Raw genomic sequence first — 25,673 nt, forward strand, 5'->3', positions numbered from 1 at the left:
TGCCGCGACGCCCCTATTGCTGGGCCGTCGCAGATATCGGTCATGGGAAACGGGAATGGACATTGCTGGCAAAGGCGCATCCGACAGGGCCATACCTGACAGGCGCGCTCCCGACTGGGTCGTCAAACTCGGCATCGGGGTTGCCTGTGCGGCCCTGTCCGGTTTGCTTGCCGCCATCAGCCTTGCCGTGCCGCACGTCGGTGCATTCGCCGCGCTCTGGCTGCCGAACGCGGTTGTCGTGGGCATCGCGCTGTCGACCCGCAGGGTGGACCTGTCGTGGGCAGTTCTGGGCGCAAGTGCGGGGCTTTGCTTCGGTGAACTGATCGGCGGGGTTCCGCTGTTCACGTCTGTGGCGTTGACCGTCGCCAATGTGGCCGAGATCGTCATCGCCGTTCTGCTTACCCGCCGGTGGTGCGGGATCAGGGTCGATTTCACCGATGCCAAGGGCTTCTTCCGGTTCGTCGGCGCCAGCATCGCGGCAGCCGCTGCTTCGGCCATGCTTGCATGCGCATTGACGGCGGCGATGCCGGGGCCGAGCGATTTTTCTTCCGCTATCGCGGTGCTGTTCTTTGCCCGCCATGCCAGCAGCCTGCTGTTCGTCGGCCCGCTGGCCATGATTGCCCTGTCGGCATGGCGCAAGCGTGGCAGCGGGGGCGAGATCGTGCCTTTGCCGATCCTTGCGCTTGTGCTCGCCGGATCGCTGACAATCTTCGCGCAGTCCAGCTTTCCGTTCCTGTTCCTCGCGACGCCGCTTGTCGTTCTGGCGGGCATCTGTTCGGGCATCGGCGGCACCGCATTCGTGCTGGTGGCCATCGCCACGATCGCTGCCGGGGCCACGGCTATGGACAGCGGACCGATTGTACTGACCCGGGGCGGTCCGTCGATGCAGCTTGTGTCGCTGCAACTGTTTCTTGCCAGCCTTACCGTCGTCGGCTTGCCATTGGCGGGCCTTATCGAACGCGGCTTGCGCGATCGGGATGCGCTGCGCGCCAGTCGCGATGAAAAGCGGCAGGTTCTCGACAATATCGACGAGGTGATCTTTTCCATCGATCACGCAGGGTGTTGGAAGACCCTGAACCGGCCTTGGGAAAAGATCACCGGCTTGTCGCGCGGTGAATGCCTGGGCAAGGCTTATGACAGGTTCCTGCCCGTCGCCGAGCGGGAGAGGATCGGCGCGCAAGTCGCCATTCTGCGAGCGGGACAGGTGCCTGCGATCGAATGCAAACTCAGCTTCGAACGGCCTGATGGTGAGGAGCGTCATGTCGAAATGCGGATGCGGCTGGCCGATGACGGCGAGGGGCGGGCCGGCATCGTCGGCCATATGCTGGACATCAGCGAGAAGGAGGCGCGTCGCCGCGCACTCGATGTGAGCGAGCGTCAATTCGCTACTCTGGCCGAACTTGCGCCTGCGGGCCTCTATCGCACCGATCCGCACGGTAATTGCACATGGGTCAACCGGGCGTGGATCGAAGCGACGGGGCTGACAGGCGGGCAATGGGAAGGGACGGGCTGGGCCGACGCGATCCACCCCGATGATTTCGACAGCGTCTATTACATGTGGAGCGAGGCGGTGGCCGCGCACCGCCGGTTCGAAGGCGAATGGCGCTGGCGGCGACCGGACGGCACGATCAGCTGGGTGCGATCCGCCGGTGCCCCCCAATACGATGCCGAGGGTAATCTGACCGGCTACATCGGCATCAACATGGACATGACGTCTTTCCGGCAGACGGAACAGGCATTGGCAGAGCGGGACCGGCGCATCCAGACCATCACCGATAACGTGCGCGATGCGCTGTTCATGGTCGGCACCGACGGAACATGCCGCCATGCCTCTCCGTTCGCTGGCGCATTGTTCGCAATGGCGCCTGATGAACTCGTCGGCCGTCCCTTTGCCCGGTTGTTCGGGGCCGATGCGGCAAGCGTCATCGACAGGAGTTTGCGCCCTTTGTGGCAAGGCCAAGAGTCGGGCTGTGACCTGCAGTTCCGCATGGGGGAGGGTACAGGCGGCGATGCCGTCTGGGTCGACGCCCATTTCTCCACGGTGCGCCACGGCGGGCGGGTGGAGGCGATCGTCGCATCGGTACGCGACATCAGCGAGGCGAAGCGGCTGGAGGAAGAACTCACCGCCGCCCGGCGCAAGGCAGAGCACGCCGCGCAGGCGAAAGCGGCTTTCCTTGCCAACATGAGCCACGAGATCCGCACGCCGATGAACGGGGTGATCGGCTTTACCGAACTGCTGCTGGACAGTGACCTTTCCGAAACACAGCGGCGGCAGGCGCAGCTGATCGCGGATTCGGGGCGGGCGATGATGCGGCTGCTGAACGACATTCTCGACATGTCGAAAATCGATTCGGGCAAGATCGCGATTACGCCCGCGCCGGTCGATATCAGGGCGAAGATCGACAGCTGCCTCCAACTGCTCCAGCCGGTGGCGGGGAAGGTCGGCATTGCGCTGCATGCGAAAGTTGATGCCTGCGTTCCGCCACGGATCAGCGGCGATCCGCTGCGCCTGCGCCAGATCCTGCTCAACCTGATCGGCAATGCGGTGAAGTTCACCCGGCAGGGTTCCGTTCGCGTCCATGCCCGGATCGAGGGGAACCGGACGAGCGGCGAGACGCTGGCGATCGATGTGACGGATACCGGCATCGGCATTCCCGAAGACCGGATCGGGGCCATATTCGGCCAGTTTCAGCAGGCCGACAGCTCGGTCGGGCGGCGGTACGGCGGCACGGGGCTCGGCCTTGCCATATCGAGCAGCCTTGCCCGCCTGATGGGCGGCGCGATCACGGTACGCTCCACCGTCGGTTCCGGCACCACCTTCACTCTGCGCATTCCGCTAGCGATCGCGATGGCCGATGCGGTTGCGCAGACGACCGATCCCGCGGTGATGGTTTCGCTGGCCGACGCGGGAGCCTCCACGTCCGTCATGCCGCAGATGGCACCGGACATCGGGGGCGCGGTGCCCCGCGTACTGATCGCGGAAGACAACGACATCAACCAGGAACTGGTTCTGGCGATGGCGCGGCGGGCCGGCCTCAATCCCGATCTGGCGCATGACGGGGCAGAGGCTGTGGCGATGGTCGAACAGGCCCGCCGGTCGGGGAAGCCCTATCGCCTTGTCCTGATGGATATGCAGATGCCCGAAGTCGGCGGGCTGGAGGCAACGCGGCGGTTGCGGAGCACCGGTTACGGGGCGAAGGACCTTCCCGTCATCGCCCTGACCGCGAACTGCTTCGCCGACGATATCGCGGCCTGCCACGAAGCGGGGATGCAGGGCCATCTGGCCAAACCGCTGCAGATGGAAGCACTGACCGCGACCCTGGCGCGGCACTTGCGGGCCGAGCCGCCGGCGCCGCCGGTGCCGGTTGTCGCATCGGCGCGCGGGGATGCGCCCATGGCTGAAGGTGCGGCGGAAGACGGGCTGCTGCTGCGCTACCGCGAGCGCAAGGCGAAGCTGCTGGGCGAACTGGCGCAAGTCGCGGCGGGAAAGGGTGAGCCGCAATGGGATGTGCTGGCCATGCAGTTGCACAAGCTTGCGGGCACGGCTGGCTATTTCGGAGAGGAACGGCTGGGCGAACTTGCGCGCGAACTGGAAGACGGGCTGCGCCATGCGGGCGGCGGCGAGCAGCGGGCCGAACTGGTCCGTTCCGGCTGGGAAACCATCAAGGCTGCTGCCTGAAACGGTGCTTCAAACGAAAACGGCCCGGCTCTGTTTGGGGGGAAGAGCCGGGCCGATATCTGGCCATATATGGCAGATTGCCTGATGGGGTGGAGCTTACTCCGGTCCGCCAGCGCCAAGGCCGCTTGCGTCGGCAAAAGCCTGCTGGAACGTGTCGGCGTGAAGGTAGGGCTGCGGGTCAACCGCCTCGCCCGCGATGCGGACTTCGTAGTGAAGGTGCGGGCCGGTCGAACGGCCGGTGCTGCCCACCCAGCCGATGAGATCGCCCTTCTTGACCGGCTGACCGGCGGAAACGTTCATGCGGCTCATGTGGCCGTAGCGCGTTTCGACGTCGCCGCCGTGATCGATTTCGACGAAGTTGCCGTAGCCACCGTACCACTGGGCCATTTCGATGCGGCCATCGGCGGTGGCGTAGATCGGCGTGCCGCTGGGTGCGGCCATGTCGATCCCGTCGTGGTTCTTGCGGCCACCGGTAACCGGGTGGATACGCGAACCGTAAAGGCTGGAGAAGCGCGCGCCTTCAACCGGCATGCGCGAAGGGATGGAGGAAGCTCCGCTGATGGTCGGCTTTTCAGTCTCGACCTTCTTCCAGCTGGCGAAAAGCTGCTTGAACTTCGCGTCGCCGTTTGCCGAACCGGCTGCCGGGATTTCCGCGCTTTCGCGGAGCGGAGCCTTCATTTCGGCGCTGGCTGCAGCGCTGGCATTGGCAAGGGCCGGAGCGGGGGCCATCGCCATCGAAGCGACTGCCATCACACTCAGCGCCAGCCCCTGGCCCGTCTTGAGCCTGCCAGCGTTAATACCAGAAAACCGAAACCCGTCCGTCATTTGCCAAGTACCTCGTTTCTCGGCGCCCATGGCCCTTCCCAAAAAAGAGCCTTCTTGCGCCGGGTGATCCCCCTCGGCGCGGCAGCCGTGATGTCCGTCACAGCGGGCTGCCGCAAAATTTTTCATGAGATCGTCGGAACCCCCCGTCGCTCTCGTGCATTCTGGGTAAGGGCGAAAAGGTTAACTACACAATACCGGCGCGGTAATCCCGCGACAGACCGGCTGACTCACGCGCCGAGTCGTTGAACGGAGGCTTCAAACGGCCTCCGAAATGCTTTTCGACCAGATTTCTCCAGCATTCCTGCGGGATTTCGTCGTTCCGGCGGCACAGTTCGTCGAAGTGCCTTGTGCCGAAGCGCACGTGGCGAATCTCGTCGTCAAGGATTCGTTCGAGGATTCGGGCCCCGTTTTCGTCCCCCTGCTCGCGCACGCGCACCAGCATTCCGGGTGTCACGTCCAGCCCGCGCGCTTCCAGAACCATGGGCACGACCGCCAGCCGCGCGGCGACGCTGTGGCGGGTTTCGTGCGCCGCTTCCCAAAGCCCCGCATGCGCTGACAACGCGCCGTAATGGCTGCCGAGGCGGCGCAGTTTCCGGTCCAGCAGCGCGAAGTGCATCGCCTCGTCCGCGGCGACCCAAAGGAAGTCGGAAACGAACTGCCTGCCCATTTCGGCGCCGAAGCGCCCCGCCATGTCGAGCGCGAGGTCGATGGCCACGAATTCTATATGCGCGATGGCATGCCACAATGCGATGCGCCCGCGTTCCGACCCGCCCTTGCGGCGGCGGGGCATCTGGCCGGGCGGCAGCAGTTCGGGATGTTCGGGCCATGCGGGCCGGTCCGGCATTGCGCAGTCGAACGCGAAGTCCAGCCTGCCCAATCGCCAGTCGCGCGCAACCTTGCGCGTGGCCATGGCTTTCGCGCGCGGATCGGGTGTCAGCAGGGCATCGCGGATCGCGGCCGCAACCGTGGGGAGCGTGGCGGACATGGCGGGTTGCTGCGGACTAGAGCGCCTTTGCCGCCTCAAGCACGGCATCGGCATGGCCCTTCACGCGCACCTTGCGCCAGACTTGCGCGATCTTGCCGTCGGGGCCGACGAGGAAGGTAGAACGTTCGATGCCCATGTAGGTGCGGCCATAGTTCTGCTTTTCGGTCCATACGCCCAGCGCGTCAGTGACGCCGTTCTCTACCGGATCGCTGGCCAGCGGCACGGTCAGGTCATGCTTGTCGATGAACTTCTGTTGCGCCGCGGGTTTGTCCTTGCTCGCCCCCAGCACGGCCGTTCCGGCCTTTTCGAATTCGGGCAGCAGGGCGGAAAAGTCCTTCGCCTCGTTCGTGCAGCCTGGGGTATTCGCCTTCGGGTAGAAGAACACGACGACCTTTCGCCCCGCGAAATCCGCGATAGATACGCTGCCGCCATCGGGTGTTTCCATCGCGATCGCGGGAAAGGGATCGCCCGCGTCGGGTCGCTGGTCGGTCATGGTGCAAGCTCCAGTATCTGGTCGAACGTCGTTGCCCACGCCCCTGCCACTTGTTCGCGGGCCTTGTCGAGAGCGGCCATCAACCCGTCCCAGCTGTCCTGCCGGCAATTGGCGGCAAGGACGGCGCGGACGGCAGGCGTCGGCAAGTCCGTGTCGGGAGAGACGAGCCGCAAGGTGACCAGCATGCGGGTCAGCAGGTCGTGCGCATCGCACAGTTCGGGCGGCAAATGCCCGGCTGCGACAAGGCCGGCAATGGCCTTGCCCAGATCGGGCTCAAGACAGATGCCGTGCCGCAACTGGTTGTAATGCGTCAGGAATTCGAGATCGACCAGCCCGCCACGCGCCAGCTTCACGTCCAGCGGCCCTTTCGGCGGTTTGTGCGTGGCCATGTCGCCGCGCATCTTCAGGACATCCGCGAGCAGCTTCGCCGGATCGCGATCGCACTTCGCAACGCTTTCGATCACGGCCCGGACTTCATCGCGAGCAGGCCCATAGAGCACGCGCGCACGCATGAGGGCCATGTGTTCCCATGTCCACGCCGATTCGGCCTGATAGCGGCGGAAGCTCTCTATACTCACGGCCAGCGGACCTTGCGTGCCGGACGGGCGCAGGCGGGTGTCGACCTCGAACAGGGCGCCCTCTGCCGTGGGCACGGTGAGCGCGGCGGTAACGCGCTGGGCCAGGCGATTGAAGTAGAGCGTTGCGCCAAGCGGCCTTCTGCCGTCGCTTTCTCCGTCGAAATCGCCGGTGAAGAGATAGACGATGTCGAGATCGGAAGCATGGGTCAGAACCCCGCCGCCCAACCTGCCGAGGCCGAGAACGACCAGCCGCTCGTCACCGATCCACCCGTGCGTTTCTGCAAAGGCGCGGCTGGCGATATCGGCACAGACCCTGATCGCGGCTTCCGCAACGCGCGACAGGGCGGCGGCGATGTCCAGCGGATCGTGCGCGTTGTCGAGCAACTGGACGCCGAGCGCGAAGCGCAGATCGCCGACCTCGCGCCGAACCTTGTCCAGCGCGGCTTCATAGTCGAGAGTTTCGTCGCCGAGCTTGCTGACGAGTTCGTCGAGCGAAGGTGGCAGGTCGAAGGCTGTGTGATCGATGAGCGTGTCGAGTAGATCGCCGCGCCGTCCCAGCGCATCGGCCAGCGCGGGCGACAGTGCAAGGATACGGGCCAGCGTGTCGAACAGGGCTGGCCGCGCCTCCAGCAGGCGGAAAATGTTGATGGCCGACGGCAGGCGCGCCAGCATCTGTTCCCACCGGGTCAGGGCGCGATCCGGTTCGGGCGCGTTGGCCAGCGCCTCCAGCAACTGGGGGCGAATGGCGGCAAAGGCATTGCGCGCCGCTTGCGAGCGCAGCGATTTAACGCGCCCGGATTCCCAGCCGCTTATACGCTCTGCCAATGCCGCCGGATCGTCGAAGCCCAGCTCTTCCAGCCGCTCTTCGGCGACAGGTGCGGGCTTGGGATTCAGCGATCCGCCATGTGCCTCGACCAGCCGGTCGAAGCGCTGGCTGACGGCGTCGCAGATCGCATCCAGCTGTTCGATCAGCGCTGCCCCGTTCTCCAGCCCGTCCAGCCGCGCTACATTGTCCAGCGCCTCGCCCGCGGGCAGGGTGTGGGTCTGCCGGTCGCTCACCATCTGCAATCGGTGTTCCACCTGTCGCAGCCGGTCATAGGCATCGCCCATGACCTGTGCATCCTCGGTCGATACGAGCTGGGCTTCGGCCAGCGCGTCAAGCGCGGCACGGGTGCCGGACACGCGCAGCGACGGGATACGACCGCCGTGGATCAGCTGGTGGGTCTGGGCGAAGAATTCGACCTCGCGGATGCCGCCGCGACCTTTCTTCACATCGTAGCCGGGGCCGGGGCGGGGCGGCCCGCGATAATCGTCGCGGATACGGTGGACGAGATTACCGACCTCCGAAATCGCCCCGAAATCGAGTGACTTGCGCCAGATAAACGGGCGTATCGCGGCAAGAAACGCCTGCCCCGCCGCCACATCGCCCGCGACGGATCGGGCACGGATGAAGGCGGCCCGTTCCCATGCCAGCGCCGAACTTTCGTAATGCGTCAGCGCCCCGTCGAAACTGATCGCCAGCGGGCTGACCTCGCTTGCCGGGCGCAGGCGCAGGTCGACGCGGAAAATGTATCCTTCGCCTGTCTTCGCGCTCATCGTCTGCACCAGCCGACGCGCCGCCATCTGCGCGGCTTCGCCCGGTTCGTCGCGCTCGCGGCGGGGGATGGTTTCCGGATCGTACAGCAGGATCGGGTCGATGTCGGAGGAGTAGTTCAGTTCCCCCGCGCCGTGTTTGCCCAGCGCCAGCGCGGTCATTCCGCGGCTTTCGGCGCCGGGCACGCGATGGGCCAGCGCTTCGGCTATACTCGCATCGAGCGCGCGGCTGGCCAGATCGGACAATTCGCCCGTAATCCGCAGGAGCGGGAATGCCCCCGCCAGATCGCCGATGCCCAGAACGAGGGCCAGCGCCTGCTTCTCGCGCCGCAGTGCCGATCCGGTATCGGGCGCATCCTTTCCGGACATCCGTGCCGCGGCATATGCTTCCTCGCCGCGCCCTTGCGCCAGCAGATCATGCAGATCGGGCCACTTTTGCAGAAGGTCGGCGAGGTACGGGGAGTGTCGCCCAGCCCGTTCCAGTGCTCCGGTCCAGTCCATGTCTTTCAGCAACTCCCAGCATCTGCGTGCCCGAACGAATGGCCGTATCGTTCATCCGGCGCAAGCAATGCTGCACTATTCGCAATTGCAAAAGGGTGACAGGCGATAGCGACTTGCGTAATAGCCGGCAAAACAGAACCAGAAGCTCAAGAAAGGTTGTCCCTGCGATGAAAAAGCTCTTCCCCGATGCCGCTGCCGCGCTTGAAGGTGTTTTGAAGGACGACATGCTGATCGCCAGCGGCGGTTTCGGGCTTTGTGGTATACCAGAACGACTGATCGACGCGATCGTGGCCAGCGGCGTGAAGAACCTGACCGTCGCATCCAACAATGCCGGCATCGACAATGAAGGGCTGGGCAAGCTGTTGCGCACGAAGCAGGTCAAGAAGATGATCAGCTCCTATGTTGGCGAGAACAAGGAGTTCGAACGCCAGTTCCTTGCAGGGGAGCTGGAGGTGGAATTCTGCCCGCAGGGCACGCTGGCCGAACGCATGCGCGCAGGCGGTGCCGGCATCCCCGGGTTCTACACCAAGACCGGTGTCGGCACGCAAGTGGCCGAAGGCAAGGAAGTCAAGAATTTCGACGGAGAGGACTACATCCTCGAAAAGGGCATTTTCGCTGACCTTGCGATCGTGAAGGCGTGGAAGGCGGACGAGAGCGGAAACCTCGTGTTCCGCAAGACCGCGCGCAATTTCAACCTGCCCGCGGCGACTTGTGGTAAGGTCTGCATCGTCGAGGTGGAGGAAGTCGTGCCGGTCGGCGCGCTGGAACCCGATTGCATTCACCTGCCCGGTGTCTACGTCCAGCGCATGATCGTTGGCGCGCCTTACGACAAGAAGATCGAATTCGTCACCACTCGCCCGCGCGCGGCGGCCTGAGGCCGAAGCGTGCGGCTTGACGCTGCACGATCGATGCGTCGTGACCCCTGCCGCATGACTGCGGGACGCATCGTGCCCGTCCTTGCGTTGCTGCTTGCCGGCAGCAGCCTGACGGGCTGTGTCGCTGCTGCCATTCCGGTGATGGCAAGCGGCGTCATGGCCAAGCGCACAGTGGATAGTCGGAACGCTCCGGCTGCTGCACCGGCAACTGGGCAGGCACCGGAACTGGTGGATGTGAAGCCATCGCTGCCGGCTGCTGGCGGTGGGGCGATCCTGCAGCCGAACTGGACGGAGGATTTCATGGCCGTGGCCTTGTTCGCGGCTGAAAGCATGGACAACGGCCTGTCCGTCCTGCCGGATCCGGGCGCACGCGAAGGCGAGGCACTCGTCCTTCCCTGCGAAGGACAGCCGCCTGCAATTCTGGTCGATCTCGATCCCGGCGATATTGCCTTTCAGCCGGGCGATGCGCTTCCGGTTCCCGCTTCCGGGCTGGGGCCGGCGCTTGCAACCGCGCGCATGAAGGGCATCGCGGTGTTGTGGACCAGCGTGCTGGATGAAAGCCGCGCCGGTGAGATCCGCCAGGTGTTGACTGCCACCGGCCTCGATCCGGCGGGCAGCGATACGCTATTGCTTACGCGCGATCCGGCGGAAACGAAGACGGCGCGCCGCAACGCTGTCAGCGGCGACTGGTGCATAAAGGCCATCGTCGGCGACCGGCGCGGCGATTTTGACGATCTCATGGATTACCTGCGCAATCCGCAAGCGCCATCGCCGTTCGATCCGTTGATCGGCAATGGCTGGTTCGAATTGCCCCCACCCCTTGCCTATGCCGCCTGACGGCGGACCAATCGATAAACAGTATATCGGAACAGGAGAACCCGAAGATGCCATGGACTCGTGACGAGATGGCCGCCCGCGCGGCACAGGAACTGGAAGACGGATTTTACGTGAACCTCGGCATCGGCATCCCGACGCTGGTCGCAAACCACGTGCCCGAAGGCATGGAAGTCACGCTGCAGTCGGAAAACGGCATGCTGGGCATCGGCCCCTTTCCTTATGAGGGTGAGGAAGACGCCGACCTGATCAATGCGGGCAAGCAGACGATCAGCGAACTGCCGCGCAGCGCATATTTCGACAGTGCGGCCAGCTTCGCCATGATCCGCGGCGGGCACATCGATCTGACCGTGCTGGGCGCGATGGAAGTCGACCAGAATGGCGACATCGCCAACTGGATGATTCCGGGCAAGATGATCAAGGGCATGGGCGGCGCGATGGATCTTGTCGCGGGTGTGAAGAAGATCATCGTCGTGATGGAACACACCAGCAAGAACGGCGATCCCAAGTTCATCCCCGCATGCACCCTGCCGCTGACCGGCAAGAACGTCGTCGACATGATCGTCACCGATCTCGCCGTGTTCCAGCGTGCCGATCACGACAGCCCGTTCAAGCTGGTCGAGCTGGCCCCCGGCGTCACAGCCGAGGAAGTGGCAGAAAAGACCACCGCGCACTACGTTTCATAAGGAGGCGAACCGCCATGGCCCTCTCCGACATCGCCCTGACGCGCAACGACGGCACCGCCGACAGCATCGCCGCGCACAAGGGCAAGGTGCTGCTGATCGTCAACGTCGCTTCGCAGTGCGGCCTGACACCGCAATATGCCGGGCTTCAGGCGCTGCAGGACAGGTATGGCGCGCACGGGTTCGAAGTCCTCGGTTTTCCCGCCAATGACTTCGGCGCGCAGGAACCGGGCACCGACTCCGAGATCGCGACGTTCTGCGAAACCAGCTTCGGCGTGAACTTCCCGCTGTTCGCCAAGGCGAGCGTTGTCGGTGCGGACAAGCAGCCGCTTTATGCCGAGCTGGTAGAGGCCGCGCCCACCAAGCTGGGCGATCCCGAAGCGTTTCGCGAACGGCTGCGCGGTTTCGGGATGACCCCGAACGAGGATCCGGAAGTGCTCTGGAACTTCGAGAAGTTCCTGGTGGGCCGCGATGGCGAGGTGATCGCCCGTTTCGCACCGACGACCACGCCCGACGATGCGAACCTTGTCGCCGCGATCGAAGGCGCGCTCTGACCGGATCAGCGCGGGGTGAGGTTACTCACCCTGTTTGCGGCGGGCAGCTGGCGAAGCGGCGCGGCAGCGATCCACGCCTCCATGGCGTCGAGATCGTTGCCGCCCGTCGTCGTCTGCGTGCCTTCTGTAAATAGCTTGAAGCCGTCGCCACCGGCGGCAAGGAAGCTGTTCATCGTTACCCGATAGGATTTGAGCGGGTTTACCGGATCGCCGTCTAGCGTTGCGCTGACGATGCGATCGCCTTCGGCGCGGGAGCGGTCGTAGGCAAAGGCGAAACCGGACGACGGGGCAAGGATCTGCCGTTTCATTCCCTCTTCGAACTGCTGTTCCAGCAGGGCGAGGATCTGGTCCCCGGTCATCGTACGGGTGACGAGCGTGTTGCCGAAGGGCTGGACGGCGTAGATATCGCCGAAGGTGACAGTGCCGTCCACTGCGGGCACGAGGCTGGCCCGAACGCCCGAATTGTTCATGAACGCGATTTGCGCGCCCGCCTCCCGCGTTGCGGCAAGCTGGGCATCGGCGATCATGTCGCCAAGCGCGGTTTCGATCTCGTCATCGTCGGTAATCGTGCCATCGCCCGCAACGCGCCCGACTGGCCGTTTTTCGACATCGGCGACGGCGGCGATATATTGCGCGACATAGGCGGCGATGCCGGTATCGGGAGCGAACCTCTCCAGCTTTTCGCTGGTGGCGAACGCGCTTCCGTCCTTGGCCTTGCCCTCGCTTTGCACCGTCATGTTGTGCGCGCTTCTGCCCGTCACCTCGCCGCTCGCCGGATCGATGGTGAGCGCGATGTCGGTGACTTGCGAACCGCCGTACCCCGCGCTGGTCACGAGGAACGGGCGGGTCGGATCGATTGTCGAGAAATCGCAGACGTAGGACCAGTGCGTGTGGCCGGAGATGACGAGGTCGATGCGCGGATCGAGGCGGGTCAGGATACCGAGCAGGTCGCCTGATATGGCCGCGCACCCGTCTGCGTCGGCCGGTTCCTCGGTATAGAGACCCTGATGGATCGCGACGACGATGGCGTCGGCACCTTGTGAGGCCAGTTCCTGCGCGTAGATATTGATGGCATCGGCCTCATCCCCGAAGGTGAGATCGACCACCCCGCTGGGGGTGACGAGATTGGGCACGTCGCGCAGGGGAAGGCCGATCACGCCGACAGTGACTTCGCCCGCGCCGGTACCGAATGTTTTCAGGCCGTAGGGCGCGAACAATGTCTCGCCATCGTCGGTGACGACGTTGGCCGAGAGGAAAGGAAAATCCGCGCCCGCGAAATCCGGCTCTACCGCGCAAGGCTGGCGCAGCGTGTATTTCTCGCACCCGCCATCGGCGATGCGCTTCAATTCGTGCCAGCCCTTGTCGAATTCGTGATTGCCCAGTGCGTTGAAGTCCACCCCGATGCGGTTCATCACACCGATCGTCGGCTCGTCGAGGAACGCGGCAGAGGCGAGCGGGCTGGCTCCGATCATGTCGCCGGCGGAAATCACCATCGAATAGGGGCTTTGGGCCCGCACCGCCGCGATGGTCGATGCCAGCCACGCCGCGCCTCCGACGGGCACGGTTACGACCTCTCCGTCAGGCGCGCGGACTTGCTTCGGCGTCTTGAGCGGTTGCAGGTTGCCGTGGAAGTCGTTGATCCCCGCGATGCGGATCGTCACCGGATCGGGCGCAGGCGGCGGCACCGCCACGGTGGCGCAGGCAGATAGGAACAGCAGGATGGCGGGGGGGAGGATGCGACGAATCATGACGTCGCAAAGCTTTAGGCCTTCCCCCTGTCATAGTCTTCCCGCGAATCCGGCTAGCAGGAGAAAAGCTGCGCGAACCAGTTGCTGCGCGGCTTGGCCGCAGCGGCCATGGCCTGTGTTTCCACCTCTTCGACTTCTCGCGCAGGGCCACCCGCCAGCAGCAGTTCCAGCGTGGGCATGACCTGTTGGCGCTCGGGCCTTGAGGGGCGATAGGACGGCTTGGCAACCTGGTAGACGAGGGCGCTGCCGTCGCTTGCCCAGCGGCCATCGAAGAACAATGCCTGCTCCCGCTTGCGCCGGATGGCGAGGCTGGCCGGGCGGCTCCAGTTCAGCATCGCCTTGCGCGCCTTGGCCATGTCGCCCTCGCGTACATGGCGCATCCATTCTGCGCGGCCGATCGCGCCGGTGTTCCAGTGAAACGACAGCGCCGCGGCCAGTTCGTGTTCCTGCGGTTGCACCGGCCCCAATGCTTCCAGCACGGCAGGCAAATAGCGATTGCGCAGCACCCAGACGTACACCTCAAGGCAGCGGTGCAGCGGCTGGGGCTGGTCGCGATAGCGCCCGACGCGGTGGCCGGACGCATCGGTCAGCCCAACGCTCCATGTCCAGACACCCACCGAATCGCGATAGGCTTCGCGAACGATGCCTTCATGATGGATCAGTTCGGCGGCAATGCGCGGCGTGACAGTCGGACGCGCGGGGTCGTAGGCAACAGGCATGAGGCAGGTCTCCGGATAAAGGAAACCCGCCTCATGATGCGCGGCAAAGGCTGTAGGAAAATAAAAACTCGCGATTTTAGCGAGCGAGCGCGGCCTTCAGCTCGTCGACAAGGTCGGTCGCTTCCCACGGGAACAGGCCGTCGTTCGCCGGCCTGCCGAAGTGGCCGTAGGCAGCCGTCGGGCGATAGATCGGGCGGTTCAGCTTCAGCCGGGTGCGGATGCCGCGCGGGGTCAGCCCGCCAAGGCTTTCGATCGAGCGGATCGCGTCTTCCAACTGCGGGTCGGTCACGCCCTCGGCACTGGTGCCGTGGGTATCGACGTAGAGCGAGAGCGGATGCGACACGCCGATGGCGTAGGACAACTGGATCGTGCAGCGCTTGGCAAAGCCGCCCGCGACGATGTTCTTGGCCAGATAGCGCGCGATATAGGCGGCCGAACGGTCCACCTTCGTCGGGTCCTTGCCGCTGAACGCGCCGCCGCCGTGCGGAGCCGCGCCGCCATAGGTGTCGACGATGATCTTGCGTCCGGTCAGCCCCGCGTCCCCGTCCGGCCCGCCGATTTCGAAGCTGCCGGTGGGGTTGATGTGGTACTCGGTCTCTTCCGAGAGCAGGTTGTGCGGCAGGATGTCGGCGATCACGCCTTTTACGTAGCTTTTCAGCTCCGCATCGCGCTCTCCGGTGTCATATCCCGCCTTGTGCTGGGTGGAGACGACGACGGCGGTGCAGGCGGCAGGCTTGCCATCCTCGAACCGCAGGGTCACCTGGCTCTTGGCATCGGGCTCAAGGAACGGGGCCTTGCCCGAGTGGCGGTCATCCGACAGCCGGTGCAGGATCTTGTGGCTGTAATCCAGCGTGGCGGGCATGAGGTCCGGCGTCTCGTCGCAGGCGAAGCCGAACATGATGCCCTGATCGCCAGCGCCTTCGTCCTTGGCGCTCGCCTCGTTCGAATCGACCCCTTGCGCGATGTGGGCAGACTGCCCGTGCAGGTAGTTTTCGAAGCGCAGCTGTTCCCAGTGGAAGCCGTCCTGCTCATACCCGATCTGCCGTACGACTTCGCGCGCGGCGTTCTCGATCTCTTCCTTTGCGCCGGGCGCCCAGTAGCCGTTGCCGGCCCAGTCCTCGTTATTGTCGTCGTACATCGGCTTGCACCGGATTTCGCCCGACAGGATCACCCGCTGCGTCGTCGTCATCGTTTCGCAGGCGACGCGCGCCTCTGGGTCCTTCGACAGCATGAGATCGACGATGGCGTCGGAGATCTGGTCCGAAACCTTGTCCGGGTGGCCTTCGGAAACGGATTCCGACGTGAAGAGATAGTTGCGGCGCATGCTAGTCCTGACGAGCGTATAAAGCTTTCTTTATATCTGCTCTAACGTCGTGCGCGGCGGCTGGCAACCACTGCTGCGACGATCAACAGGATTGCCCAGCCAAGCGGCAGAACATTGCCGAGGCGGGCGAACAGCGTCGGCGCCAGCGCTGGCGGAACCTTCCCGTCAAGGCGGGTGGCCGTCTGTAGCGGCGCATGCTGGCGAACGACCCCGCCAGCATCGATCACCGCACTGATGCCGGTGGTCGTGGCGCGCAGGACTGGCAGCCCTTCCTCTATCGCGCGCAGGCGGGCCTGTGCCAGATGCTGCGGCGGGCCCCAACTGCCGAACCAGCCGTCGTTGGACGGGTTGAAGATATAGTCGGGCCGTGAATCGCGGTCGACGACTTCGCCAGAGAACACGATCTCGTAACAGATCTGGACGCCGGCCTGCCCCCACTTGCCGAGATCGAGCGTGCGCGGCCCCGGTCCGGCAAGGAAATCGAGCGATCCTGCCACCAGCCGCGAAAGGCCGAGCGGTTCGAGGATCGAACGCATCGGCAGGTATTCGCCATATGGGACAAGGTGCGCCTTGGCATAGCTGCCTGCGATCGCGCCGTCGGGGCCGATGGCGGTGACGACGTTCTTCGCCCCCGCCGCGCGGGTTCCCTCTGCGTTGAGAACAAGGTCGACCGTTCCGGTCAACAACATCCCGCCCGGTCCGACCACGTCGCCGATCCGCTTGCGCGCGGCATCGGGATCGGCGGCGTACGTCGTCGCGACGTAATATCGCCGCGGATATCCGGGGCGCAGATAGTCCGGCACGCCGGATTCCGGCCACAGGAACAGGGTCGTATCGTCCTGCGATGCGGCGGGGCCGGACAGCACGGCGGTCTGGATGAAGTTCGCTTCGAAATGCAGCGGTTCGTTGAGCACTTCCTGCCGGATGTCAGGCTGGACGAGGCGGAAGGGCAGGCTACCTTCACCCTGTCCCGGCGGCGGAAATGGCGCCATCATCAGGATTACGGGGAAAATCGCGGCAAGCGACGGTTTCCAGGGGGGGGCACCGCGCCGAAACGCAATCGCCGCCCAGTACCACGCCCCGCCCAGAAGCACGGTCAGGCCGGACAGGGCATAAGTGCCGAGCCACGGGGCCAGAAGCGCGAGGCCGGGTCTGCCGAAGCTGCCCAGCGTTACCGCGCCCAGCGGGTTCCATGCAAAGCCGGAAAAGACCCACGCCCGCAGCCATTCCGCCACGATCCAGCATCCGGCAAGCGCGAGGGCAAGAGTGATCGTACCGCCGCGCCGCGCGATGAACCACGCGCCAAGCGCGGCCAGCATCGGGTACACTGCGAGATAGAGGGATAGCAGGAATACTGCGATCCAGCCGAGCCATGCCGGCATTTCGGCCTGATAGGTAAAGGCAGTGGCGATCCAGGTATTGCCAAGCCAGAAATGGCCGACGCCGAACAGCCACCCGACCAGTGCCGCGTGGCTGGCCTTGTTGCAGTTCGCCAGCAGGCCCAGCAGCATCGCCAGCGCGGCGAGCGTGAGGGTCCAGAGCGAGAGGGGTCGGAAACCGGTTGCCGCGACCGCCCCTGCCGCAAAGGCAAGGAGCGGGGGCGGCAACGATCGGAAGTGCCGCACGATGCGGCTGGAGGCGGCAGTCATGACGGGCGCAGCGATAGGGCCTTGCCCCGCGCCTGTCAGCCGTTAACCGCCTGCTTCACATCCGCGTCATCTTCGCTTGCCTCGACCTTCACCTTGCGGGGGCGGCCACGGCGCTTCGGCTTTTCCTCCGTCTCGCCGATGGCGGGCGGCAGGGCGCTGGGATCGAGCCCGCCGTCGCTTTTCACGGCTTCCTCGGTCTCGGCATTGTCGGCGGCGGCTTCGTCGTCCTTCGGACGGCGCTGGCGGCGCTGGCGATTGTCGCGCGTGAACGGATTGGCTTCGGTCGGTTCCTTGCGGCGGCGGCGGCGATTGTCGCCATCGTTTTCCGCTTCGGTCTCTCCTTCCGAATCGTTGTTGTCGTTGTTCTCGTTGTTGTCCGAGCTATCGGTATCGTCGTCGTTGTCGCGATCCGAACGGTCGTCATCGCGGCGCTGGCGCTGCTCGTCCTGACGCACCTTGCCGTCCGCGATCACGCGGAAATAGTGGTCCGCGAACTGCAGGTAGTATTCCGCCTGCACGCGGTCGCCGTTGCGGTGCGCTTCTTCCGCCAGCTTCTTGTACTTGTCCAGCAGCTGGGGGGCATTGCCGCGCGCCCGGCTGTCGATACGGTTCAGATGCTGACCGCCACCCTGCGACCGGTTGTTACGGCCGCGCCGGCGATTGTTGCCACGATTGTTGTTCAAAGTAAGACTGTTCCCTTGTCCGGCGCCGGCGAAACCATTTCGCCGCTGCGCGCTCTCAGCCGGAAACGCCCGAAGCCTCATGCCGCGGGCAAGCCCTTGACGGTCAATCGCCCGATCCCAAACTCCAGACGACAGACCTGCCTCTCTGTTCAGAGCCGCATCTGCATTGCGCAGACATCGAGCATTCGGAACGGGAGGATAAACCTTCAAACGGGAATCTACGTCCGTTCGTTGGTTCAATTACAGGGTTATCGGCAAAAACCGCCCCTGCCAACCCCTTTTAGGAAAAGCCTGTTAATGCCGCGCGAAAGACCAGCGCGCGCGGATTGTCGCCAAGGTCGCGATGAAGCCGCGAATCGAGGCCTGTGGCCCGTGCGATCGCGGCCACCGGGTCGGCCTGCCGCGAACCGATTTCGAACACGGCAATACCGCCGGGAGAGAGGAGAGCGGGCAGTTGCGGCAGCAGCACGCGGTAATCGTCCAGCCCGTCGACACCGGCGAACAGGGCTTCGGCGGGTTCGTGCGCGCGCACATCGGGGGCAAGATCGGGATCGCCGGTTTCGACATAGGGCGGATTGGCGAGGATCAGGTCGAACCGGCCAAGGGTGTCGGCCCATCCTTCGCAGGTCCAGTCCCCTGCCTGCATCGCCGCGCGGCCGGCAAGGCCGGTGCGGACGGCATTGTCCGCCGCCACCGCAAGCGCCGCCGGGCTACGCTCTATCCCGACGCCTTGGGCATCGGGCCACAGCGACAGCGCCGCCAGCAACAACGCGCCCGATCCGGTGCCGCAGTCGAGGATACGGGCGGGGGCGCGATCTGCGAAAGCTTCGCGCGCCGCTTCGATCAGCGTTTCGCTGTCGGGGCGCGGTATCAGAACATCGGGCGTCACCTTTAGCGATAGGCCGTAGAATTCCTGCTCGCCGGTGATCTGGGCAAGCGGCTGGCCGGTCAGGCGACGGTCGACCAGTTCCGCAAAGCCCGAAGGAACGTCTGCACGGGTGTGGCGGAGCAGGAGGTCAGAGCGGGTGCAGCACAGCGCATGGGCCATCAGCAGTTCGGCATCGAGCCGCGCGGTCGGGCTTGTGGCTGAAAGCGCGGCGGCAGCTTCGCGCAGCGCTTCGGCCACGCTTGTCACGATCACGCCGCTTCGTTCTGCGCGGCGAGGCGCGCGGCCTGATCCTCTGCGATCAGGGCATCGATCATTTCGCCAAGGCCGGTGCCTTCAAGGATCTCCGGCAACTTGTGCAGGGTCAGCCCGATGCGGTGATCGGTCACCCGCCCTTGCGGGAAGTTGTAGGTGCGGATGCGTTCGGACCGGTCGCCGCTGCCCACCATCGCCTTGCGGGCCTCGGCCTCTGCGCCGTGGGCTTCGTCCCGCATCTTTTCGTAAAGGCGCGCGCGCAGGACCTGCATCGCCTTGGCCTTGTTCTTGTGCTGGCTGCGCTCGTCCTGCTGAGTCACCACGATGCCGCTGGGCAAGTGGGTGATGCGCACGGCGGAATCGGTGGTGTTGACGTGCTGTCCGCCCGCGCCGGATGCGCGGTAGATGTCGATCTTGATGTCGTTGTCCGCGATCTGGACGTCGACCTCGTCCGGTTCGGGCAGCACGGCGACAGTCGCCGCGCTCGTATGAATGCGCCCTCCGCTTTCGGTAACGGGAACGCGCTGCACGCGGTGCACGCCGCTTTCGAACTTCAGCTTGGCGAAGACGCCGGTGCCGGACACGTTGGCGACGACTTCCTTGAAACCGCCGATGTCCGACGCATTCATGCTGATCGTCTCGACCTTCCAGCCCTGTTCTGCGGCATAGCGTTCGTACATGCGGAACAGGTCTGCGGCGAAAAGCGCGGCCTCGTCCCCGCCGGTACCGGCGCGGATTTCCAGCATCGCCGGGCGCGCATCGGCAGAATCGCGGGGCAGGAGAGCGATGGCAAGGCGGGCTTCCGCATCCGGCAGATCGCTTTCGATGCGGGCGATGTCTTCCGCCGCCATCGCCTTCATTTCCGGATCGGCCAGCATGTCCCGCAACTCGGCCAGTTCGGCGCGCATTGCCGAAACGTCGGCAGCTTCCCGGGCGACCGGTTCCAGTTCCGCATAGTCGCGGCTGGCCTTTACGAAGTCGTCACCCTCCAGCGTACCGGAAGCGAGCCGTGCTTCCAGTTCTGAAAAGCGCTGCGCGATCTGGGCCAGGCGTTCGTTGGAGACGTTCATCTTTTTTGGGGTAAGACCGCAAAATCAGCAAAGAAGCGTTCGTTTTGTGAAATTGGAACGAGCATCATTGCTGTGTCGAGGATGGCCTTAGCTTTGTCCTCAAGATCAATTTCGAGAATGTCAGGAGCGCCTTTGCCCCTTTTTAGGTCGATAAAGATTGGATTCCAGTTTGGCCGATCCTCGATGGGTGAGCGGATTACAAACAGCATTTGCGGTTCAAGACCTTGGGCTTTTGCAAAGCGCTTTTTCTTGCTGCCTGATTGCACAGTTTCGACCGAAATTCCGATCATTCGGAGAGCGGATGCGACTTTAATGATCTGGTCGTCGAGGCCATCTTCTTCGGAAAATACTACCACTTCAGGACCGCCAATCTTGCGCTCACCCACCAGCATGGCCAGACGCTCGATCCCCGCAGCCCAGCCGACTGCAGGTGTATGCGGGCCGCCCAAGCTTTCCATGAGTCCGTCATAGCGCCCGCCGCCGAGTACGGTACTTTGACTGCCTAGCCGTGCGGCGGCTTGCGATCCTTCGTCGGGTATGAATTCGAAAGCCGTGTGGCGATAGTAGTCGAGACCTCGAACAAGTTTGGGGGCCGACACCCAATCGACACTCGCCGCTTTCAAGTTCGCTTTGACATCGTCGAAGAATCGTCTGGCTGAGTCGGTAAGATAGGCATCGATCCCAGGCGCCATCTGTACGATCTTGGTGTCGTCGGGGTGTTTGCTGTCGAGAATGCGCAGCGGGTTGCTGCCCAGCCGGATCTGACTATCTGATGACAAGTACGAGGCATGTGCTTCAAAGTGGTTGATCAGATCGGCCCGCCAGCGATCTCGTGACTCCACATCGCCGAGCGTATTGAGATGCAGGGTGACGCCCTTGATTCCCAGTTCGTTCAGCAACTGGTCGGCCATGACCAGAAGCTCGACATCGGCCTGCGGTTCGGCAGCCCCGATCACTTCGGCGTCGATCTGGTGGAACTGGCGATAGCGGCCCTTTTGCGGGCGTTCATACCGAAACAGGGGGCCGTGTGTTGCGATCTTCAGCGGCGCATACTGCTTCCACCCGTCGGTCAGGTAGGCGCGGGCAAGCCCGGCGGTGAATTCGGGGCGCAGGGTCAGCAATTCCCCGCCGCGATCCTCGAACGAATACATTTCCTTGGACACGACATCGGTCGTCTCGCCAAGGCTGCGGGAAAACACGCTCGTCTTCTCGAACACCGGCATTTCGACGCGGCGGAAGCGATAGAGCTTGCGCACGCGTTCGAACGTTTCGACGACGTGGGCGAAGCTTTCAGCCTCTGCGCCGAAGATGTCCTGCGTTCCGCGAATGGCCTGTGGGGTGTCGATCTTCTCGCTCATGGCCGCGCGCCTTAGCGATGTTCCCCGCGCGATGGAAGCACCGGCGCAGGCCACGGCTTTCGCGCCGCGTATGCGAAGACGGGCGGAATTAGACCAAAGCGGGCCTTGGCTAGGCGATCCCTGCGCGCTAGAGGCGGCGCGACGCCCACCGCTGCTGCAGTGCGGCATGAAACGACCGACCCATTTCGGCCAGCCTTGCGAGACGACAGGAAATTCCATGCGCATCGACATGATCCCCACCGGCGACAATCCGCCCGAAAGCCTCAACGTTATCATCGAAGTGCCCACCGGCGGCGAACCGGTGAAGTACGAGTTCGACAAGGAATCGGGCGCGCTTTACGTCGATCGCATCCTGCACACGCCGATGCGCTATCCCGCGAACTACGGCTTTGTGCCGCACACCCTGTCGCCCGATGGCGATCCGCTGGACGCGCTTGTCATCTCGCGCAGCCCCTTCATCCCCGGCTGCGTCGTCCGTGCCCGTCCGATCGGCGTGCTGAACCTGGAAGACGAACACGGCGGCGACGAAAAGCTGGTCTGCGTGCCGGTCGACACGACGTTCCCCTACTACTCCGACGTGGGCGAAACGAAGGACCTGCCCTCGATCATCTTTGCGCAGATCGAGCACTTCTTCACCCACTACAAGGATCTGGAGAAGGAAAAGTGGGTTCGTATCGGCAACTGGGGCGATGCCGCGGAAGCCAAGCGGATCGTGCTGGAAGCGATCGACCGCTACAACGACGGCAAGAAGGGCTGATAGCCCTGTAGCCGGTTTTCAGGCGGCTGACCTTCAGGGGCCGGCCGTTATTCGATGGGCCTGCTCGAATCGAGCAGGTCCTTCTCCCCGCTCGCGGCCCGCTCCCGCTCGACAAGTTCGGCGACATGCGTTTCGGGCACCGTGTTGTCGACTTGCGCGACATCCTTCGCGATGTCGCGCGCAGGCGCCGGTTCGGGCGCGGCGACCGGTCCGGCAACCTCCCCGGTACGGGGTGCTTCGGGCAGGGGCGCGCTGCGTGGATCGACGCGTAGCCGGTAGATCGGCTCCGGCAGGGCGAAGCCTTCCGCCTCCAGCGCGGCTTTCGCGGCCTGTATGCCAAGCGAGCGCGCCTTGTAGAAATCTGTCTCCGACTGGTCGATCCAGCCGAGGAACTTCAGCACGATGTTCGAATCGCCCACTTGTTCGATCCGCGCGCTCGGCTTGGGGTCTTTCAGCACGAAGTCCAGCCGGCCCAGCGCTGCGACGCCGACGGCCATGCCTTCTACCGGATCGTCATCCGCATCGATGCCGAGATCGAAATCGAACCGGCGCTGCGGGTTGCGCGTGTAGTTGAGGATGACCGCCTTGAAGACGGTGGCGTTGGGGATGCGCAGATGGTTGCCGTCCAGGGTCATCAACACGGTGGCGCGGCTGGTCAGGCGGATGACGCGGCCTTCGTTCCCTTCGATCACCACATGGTCGTTGGCGCGGAACGGCTGGCGCAGCGACAGCATGATGGACGAGATGTAGTTGTCGATCGTGTCGCGCACGGCAAAGCCGATGGCGATGCCGATAACGCCGGATATGCCCAGCAGCGCGCCAAGCAGGGCGGTGGCGCCCAGGATCTTGAGTGCCAGATAGAGCCCCGCCAGCACGCCGACGAAGCGGATCGCGCTTTGCAGCAGTTCGGCGATGAACGGATTGGGCGTCAACCGCCGCCACATGGCCGACAGGTTGGATATCCAGCGGAACAGCAGCATCACCAGCGCCGCGATCAGCACGGCGACTGCCACCAGCGGCAGCATCCGCCACAAGTCGCGGGCCTTGCCGGCGATGGAGTTGACGGTGGGGGCAAGATTGCTGTCGACCGCAAGATCGCGCTCGATCGCGTTGTCGACTGTCACCACGCCGGAAACGCGCGCGGCGATGGTGGCCGCCTGCTTCGCATCGGAGGCAGAGGCGACGCTGCCCGTAAGCCGCACGACGCCCTGTTCCACCTCTACCTCTACCGCGCGCAGATCATCGATCGCGGCGAAGATGCCGCGGATACGTTCGGCAATCCGCGCATCGGCATCGGCCGCCCGCTCGGTCTCTATCGCGCCGGCCTGTTGCGGGGGCGGAGTGGGTGTTTCCTTGGTATCCGGCGCGGGGAGGGCGGTTATCGCGGCCGTGGCCGGGGCAATGCCGACCAGCAGTGACACACACACGGCGAGGATATGGCGCGCCGCGCGTATCACCGTCCCCTCCTCAGGCTCCGGCAACGGTCATGCCGTCGATCCGCAAGGTGGGGACGTTGACCGAATAGATGTGCTCAAGGTCGCTTGCCGCGCGCATTTGCCGGAACATATCGCGCAGGTTTCCGGCGATGGTGATGCCCGAAACCGGCCCGACGATTTCGCCACCGCGTATGGCAAAGCCCGATGCCCCGCGGCTGTAGTCGCCGGTAACGCCGTTGACGCCATGACCGATCAGGTCGGTGACGAGCACGCCTTCGCCAATGTCGGCGATCAGTTCCGCAACCGATTGCTCGCCCGGTTGCAGCACCGCGTTGGAGGACGCGACACTCGGCCCCGCACCGCCCGAGCGTACGGCATGGCCGGTCGGCTGGCGGCCCAGCTTGCGCGCCGAAGTGGCATCCAGCAGCCAGCTGCCCAGCACGCCCTTGTCGATCAGGGTGGTGGCACGGGTTTCCAGCCCTTCGCCGTCGAACGGGCGGGAGGCTAGCCCGCGCTGCTTCAGCGGATCGTCGACGATGGTGATGGCGGAATCGAACACGGCTTCGCCTTCGCAATCGAGCAGGAAGCTTGCGCCGCGTGCAATGCCCGGCCCGGAAATCGCGGCCACGAAGTGTCCGATCAGCGAACGGCCCGCCTGTGGATCGAACACGACCGGCATTGCCCCGCTGGGCATGGATGCGGGGTTGAGCCGCGCCACAGCTCGTTCGGCGGCTTTCGCGCCGATGCTTGCCGCGTCGGGAAGATCGCCTGCATGGCGGGCGACGCGCCATTCCATGCCGCGTTCCATGCCGCTGCCGGTTCCGGCGACGACGGCGGCGGACAGCGAATGCTGCGACTGGCGATAGCTTCGTGCGCAACCGTGGCTCGTGGCCAGCGCAATCGTGCTGCCGCCCGTGCCTGCCGCTGCGCCTTCGCTGTTGGTGATGCCAGCCACGGCCCTTGCCGCATCCTCGGTCGCTTCGGCTGCGGCGCGCAGGGCCTCGCTTTCCGTTTCGAGGGAGACGAGGTCGAGATCCGGCGTCGGCCCGCTCATCAACAGGTCTTGCGGGGCCAGACCGGCATATTCGTCGTCAGGTGCGGATCGGGCCATGGCGATGGCGCGTGTGGCCAGTTCTTCCAGCCCGGCCGTATCGACCGCGCTGGACCCGATCGTCGCCTGTTTCCGGCCGACGAAGACGCGAAGTCCGAAATGCTCCGCTTCCGACCGGTCCACCGATTCGAGCTGGCCGAGGCGGACCTGTACGCTTTCCGAATGGCTGCCGACATAGACGGTATCGGCTGCGTCCGCGCCAATCGTTCGGGCGCACCTGATCAAATCCGCGCACCGTTCGAGCGCGTCGCCCTCGTTCAACATTTGGCGCTCAACATTTGGTTTCAGATGAAATGGTCATGGGGTACAACTAAGCCGTCTCGCCCGCCGGGGCAAGCTGCGAACGGGTCGCTGTCGATAGCCTTCAGGTCAGCGGATAGCAGGTCAATGGCTGGCGAGCGCGATGCAGCGGGCAATGCCGGCAAGAGCGAACGGCAGGCCGATTGCGGTTAGCCAGATGATCAGCCGGTCGCGTTTGAAGCGACGCTCATGCACCGGATCGAATATCTCGTCCTCCCCCAGTGCCACCCAATGCCGTTCCAGCGTACGCGCGGCGGGGATGATCGCGGCAACCAGCACGACGAGCGCAAGATAGGGCAGCAGCGAGTGATTGAGTTCCTTCAGCTGCTTCATGGTCACGAAGATCTGCAGGCCGGTATAAGCCAGCAGGCCATAGGCAAGGTTGTCACTGATCCGCTGGGGCCACCCGCGTTTTGCATGAGGTGCATCGCCCGTATCGGTCGGCATGGCCCGGTGTCCGTGCCGGGCGGTCTTTTCAATCAGGCCCATCAGGGTGTCCTTCCCGATCGCTTGCGAATCGTGTTGCGAACAGAACATACGATCGGTTCGACAGTGTCCGTACGCAGGCGTTTTCCGAAAACATTACATCACGATGGCATCCGCCCCGTCAAGCACGGTGGTCGGTCTTCACCCGGTCGTACCGTAACGTGACGATGCGGCCTTCGACACCAGACATGCACAAATCCTGCCAAACCGGGCTGAACCGTTATCGCGGGGCTTCAAACATGCGCGCGGGAAGACTATGAGACGGCAAGGCCGGACCAGAATGTGCCTGCA

Annotated in this window: 21 protein-coding genes; 6 read left to right on the forward strand and 15 right to left on the reverse strand. The window is 64.4% G+C overall.

The window, feature by feature from the left end; genetic code table 11:
• Nucleotides 1–55 precede the first annotated feature (55 nt).
• Nucleotides 56–3,679: a PAS domain S-box protein gene (locus A7A77_RS11925; RefSeq protein WP_066558320.1), complete on the forward strand. Its 3,624-nt coding sequence runs from the start codon at nucleotides 56–58 to the stop codon at nucleotides 3,677–3,679.
• Nucleotides 3,680–3,775: 96 nt separating this feature from the next.
• Here the strand turns inward: A7A77_RS11925 and A7A77_RS11930 are convergent, their stop codons facing one another.
• From A7A77_RS11930 to glnE, 4 genes are all read right to left on the reverse strand, one after another.
• The gene (locus tag A7A77_RS11930) at nucleotides 3,776–4,504 is read right to left on the reverse strand and encodes a M23 family metallopeptidase (RefSeq protein WP_082836093.1); all 729 of its coding nucleotides are present in this window, start codon (nucleotides 4,502–4,504) and stop codon (nucleotides 3,776–3,778) included.
• A gap of 184 nt (nucleotides 4,505–4,688) precedes the next feature.
• Nucleotides 4,689–5,489 (reverse strand): ferritin-like domain-containing protein, encoded by an 801-nt coding sequence (locus A7A77_RS11935; RefSeq protein ID WP_066558322.1) that lies wholly within the window; start codon nucleotides 5,487–5,489, stop codon nucleotides 4,689–4,691.
• A 16-nt stretch (nucleotides 5,490–5,505) separates the two neighbouring features.
• Nucleotides 5,506–5,982: a peroxiredoxin gene (locus tag A7A77_RS11940; protein WP_066558325.1), complete on the reverse strand. Its 477-nt coding sequence runs from the start codon at nucleotides 5,980–5,982 to the stop codon at nucleotides 5,506–5,508.
• Nucleotides 5,979–8,654: a bifunctional [glutamate--ammonia ligase]-adenylyl-L-tyrosine phosphorylase/[glutamate--ammonia-ligase] adenylyltransferase gene (gene glnE / locus A7A77_RS11945; RefSeq protein WP_066558507.1), complete on the reverse strand. Its 2,676-nt coding sequence runs from the start codon at nucleotides 8,652–8,654 to the stop codon at nucleotides 5,979–5,981. Before glnE ends, A7A77_RS11940 begins: the two co-directional genes overlap by 4 nt.
• A 167-nt stretch (nucleotides 8,655–8,821) precedes the next feature.
• Here glnE and A7A77_RS11950 point away from each other — a divergent pair, with 167 nt between their 5' ends.
• Genes A7A77_RS11950 through A7A77_RS11965 form a run of 4 tightly spaced genes read left to right on the forward strand, consistent with a single transcriptional unit; the run spans nucleotide 8,822 to nucleotide 11,600 of the window.
• The gene (locus A7A77_RS11950) at nucleotides 8,822–9,529 is read left to right on the forward strand and encodes a CoA transferase subunit A (RefSeq protein ID WP_066558329.1); all 708 of its coding nucleotides are present in this window, start codon (nucleotides 8,822–8,824) and stop codon (nucleotides 9,527–9,529) included.
• A 54-nt stretch (nucleotides 9,530–9,583) separates the two neighbouring features.
• On the forward strand, nucleotides 9,584–10,366 hold the full coding sequence (locus A7A77_RS11955) for a hypothetical protein (protein ID WP_066558330.1): 783 nt from the start codon (nucleotides 9,584–9,586) through the stop codon (nucleotides 10,364–10,366).
• 47 nt (nucleotides 10,367–10,413) lie between these two features.
• Nucleotides 10,414–11,049 (forward strand): CoA transferase subunit B, encoded by a 636-nt coding sequence (locus tag A7A77_RS11960; RefSeq protein WP_066558335.1) that lies wholly within the window; start codon nucleotides 10,414–10,416, stop codon nucleotides 11,047–11,049.
• Between the two features lie 14 nt (nucleotides 11,050–11,063).
• Entirely contained in the window at nucleotides 11,064–11,600 is a 537-nt protein-coding gene (locus A7A77_RS11965) for a glutathione peroxidase (protein WP_066558338.1), read from the forward strand.
• A 5-nt stretch (nucleotides 11,601–11,605) separates the two neighbouring features.
• Here the strand turns inward: A7A77_RS11965 and A7A77_RS11970 are convergent, their stop codons facing one another.
• The 8 genes from A7A77_RS11970 to hisS all read right to left on the reverse strand — a co-directional run bounded on the left by A7A77_RS11970 (nucleotide 11,606) and on the right by hisS (nucleotide 21,292).
• A complete protein-coding gene (locus A7A77_RS11970) occupies nucleotides 11,606–13,348 on the reverse strand; it encodes a bifunctional metallophosphatase/5'-nucleotidase (RefSeq protein ID WP_066558346.1) in 1,743 nt (580 codons plus the stop codon).
• Nucleotides 13,349–13,401: 53 nt separating this feature from the next.
• The gene (locus A7A77_RS11975; protein WP_066558351.1) at nucleotides 13,402–14,067 is read right to left on the reverse strand and encodes a lysozyme; all 666 of its coding nucleotides are present in this window, start codon (nucleotides 14,065–14,067) and stop codon (nucleotides 13,402–13,404) included.
• Nucleotides 14,068–14,143: 76 nt separating this feature from the next.
• A complete protein-coding gene (gene metK / locus A7A77_RS11980) occupies nucleotides 14,144–15,391 on the reverse strand; it encodes a methionine adenosyltransferase (protein ID WP_066558354.1) in 1,248 nt (415 codons plus the stop codon).
• 41 nt (nucleotides 15,392–15,432) lie between these two features.
• A complete protein-coding gene (gene lnt / locus A7A77_RS11985) occupies nucleotides 15,433–17,040 on the reverse strand; it encodes an apolipoprotein N-acyltransferase (RefSeq protein ID WP_082836094.1) in 1,608 nt (535 codons plus the stop codon).
• Between the two features lie 35 nt (nucleotides 17,041–17,075).
• Nucleotides 17,076–17,723: a DUF4167 domain-containing protein gene (locus A7A77_RS11990; RefSeq protein ID WP_066558357.1), complete on the reverse strand. Its 648-nt coding sequence runs from the start codon at nucleotides 17,721–17,723 to the stop codon at nucleotides 17,076–17,078.
• Nucleotides 17,724–18,003: 280 nt separating this feature from the next.
• Nucleotides 18,004–18,864 (reverse strand): peptide chain release factor N(5)-glutamine methyltransferase, encoded by an 861-nt coding sequence (gene prmC, locus A7A77_RS11995; protein ID WP_066558361.1) that lies wholly within the window; start codon nucleotides 18,862–18,864, stop codon nucleotides 18,004–18,006.
• Nucleotides 18,861–19,934, reverse strand: coding sequence for a peptide chain release factor 1 (gene prfA / locus A7A77_RS12000; RefSeq protein ID WP_066558365.1), 1,074 nt, complete (start codon nucleotides 19,932–19,934; stop codon nucleotides 18,861–18,863). The genes prmC and prfA overlap by 4 nt, the downstream gene beginning before the upstream one ends.
• Nucleotides 19,931–21,292, reverse strand: a complete 1,362-nt coding sequence (gene hisS / locus A7A77_RS12005; protein ID WP_066558368.1) for a histidine--tRNA ligase — start codon at nucleotides 21,290–21,292, stop codon at nucleotides 19,931–19,933. Before hisS ends, prfA begins: the two co-directional genes overlap by 4 nt.
• A 217-nt stretch (nucleotides 21,293–21,509) precedes the next feature.
• On the opposite strand from hisS, the gene ppa reads away from it, so the two are divergent.
• Nucleotides 21,510–22,049, forward strand: coding sequence for an inorganic diphosphatase (gene ppa, locus A7A77_RS12010; RefSeq protein WP_066558371.1), 540 nt, complete (start codon nucleotides 21,510–21,512; stop codon nucleotides 22,047–22,049).
• Nucleotides 22,050–22,096: 47 nt separating this feature from the next.
• Here the strand turns inward: ppa and A7A77_RS12015 are convergent, their stop codons facing one another.
• The 3 genes from A7A77_RS12015 to A7A77_RS12025 form a co-directional block, all read right to left on the reverse strand.
• Nucleotides 22,097–23,506: a mechanosensitive ion channel family protein gene (locus A7A77_RS12015; RefSeq protein WP_245638464.1), complete on the reverse strand. Its 1,410-nt coding sequence runs from the start codon at nucleotides 23,504–23,506 to the stop codon at nucleotides 22,097–22,099.
• Nucleotides 23,507–23,516: 10 nt separating this feature from the next.
• Entirely contained in the window at nucleotides 23,517–24,860 is a 1,344-nt protein-coding gene (locus tag A7A77_RS12020; protein WP_066558374.1) for a TldD/PmbA family protein, read from the reverse strand.
• Between the two features lie 120 nt (nucleotides 24,861–24,980).
• Nucleotides 24,981–25,385, reverse strand: a complete 405-nt coding sequence (locus A7A77_RS12025; RefSeq protein WP_245638465.1) for a hypothetical protein — start codon at nucleotides 25,383–25,385, stop codon at nucleotides 24,981–24,983.
• Between the last annotated feature and the right edge of the window lie 288 nt (nucleotides 25,386–25,673).

The sequence above is a fragment of the Croceicoccus bisphenolivorans genome, from assembly GCF_001634625.1.
Lineage (GTDB): Bacteria > Pseudomonadota > Alphaproteobacteria > Sphingomonadales > Sphingomonadaceae > Croceicoccus > Croceicoccus bisphenolivorans.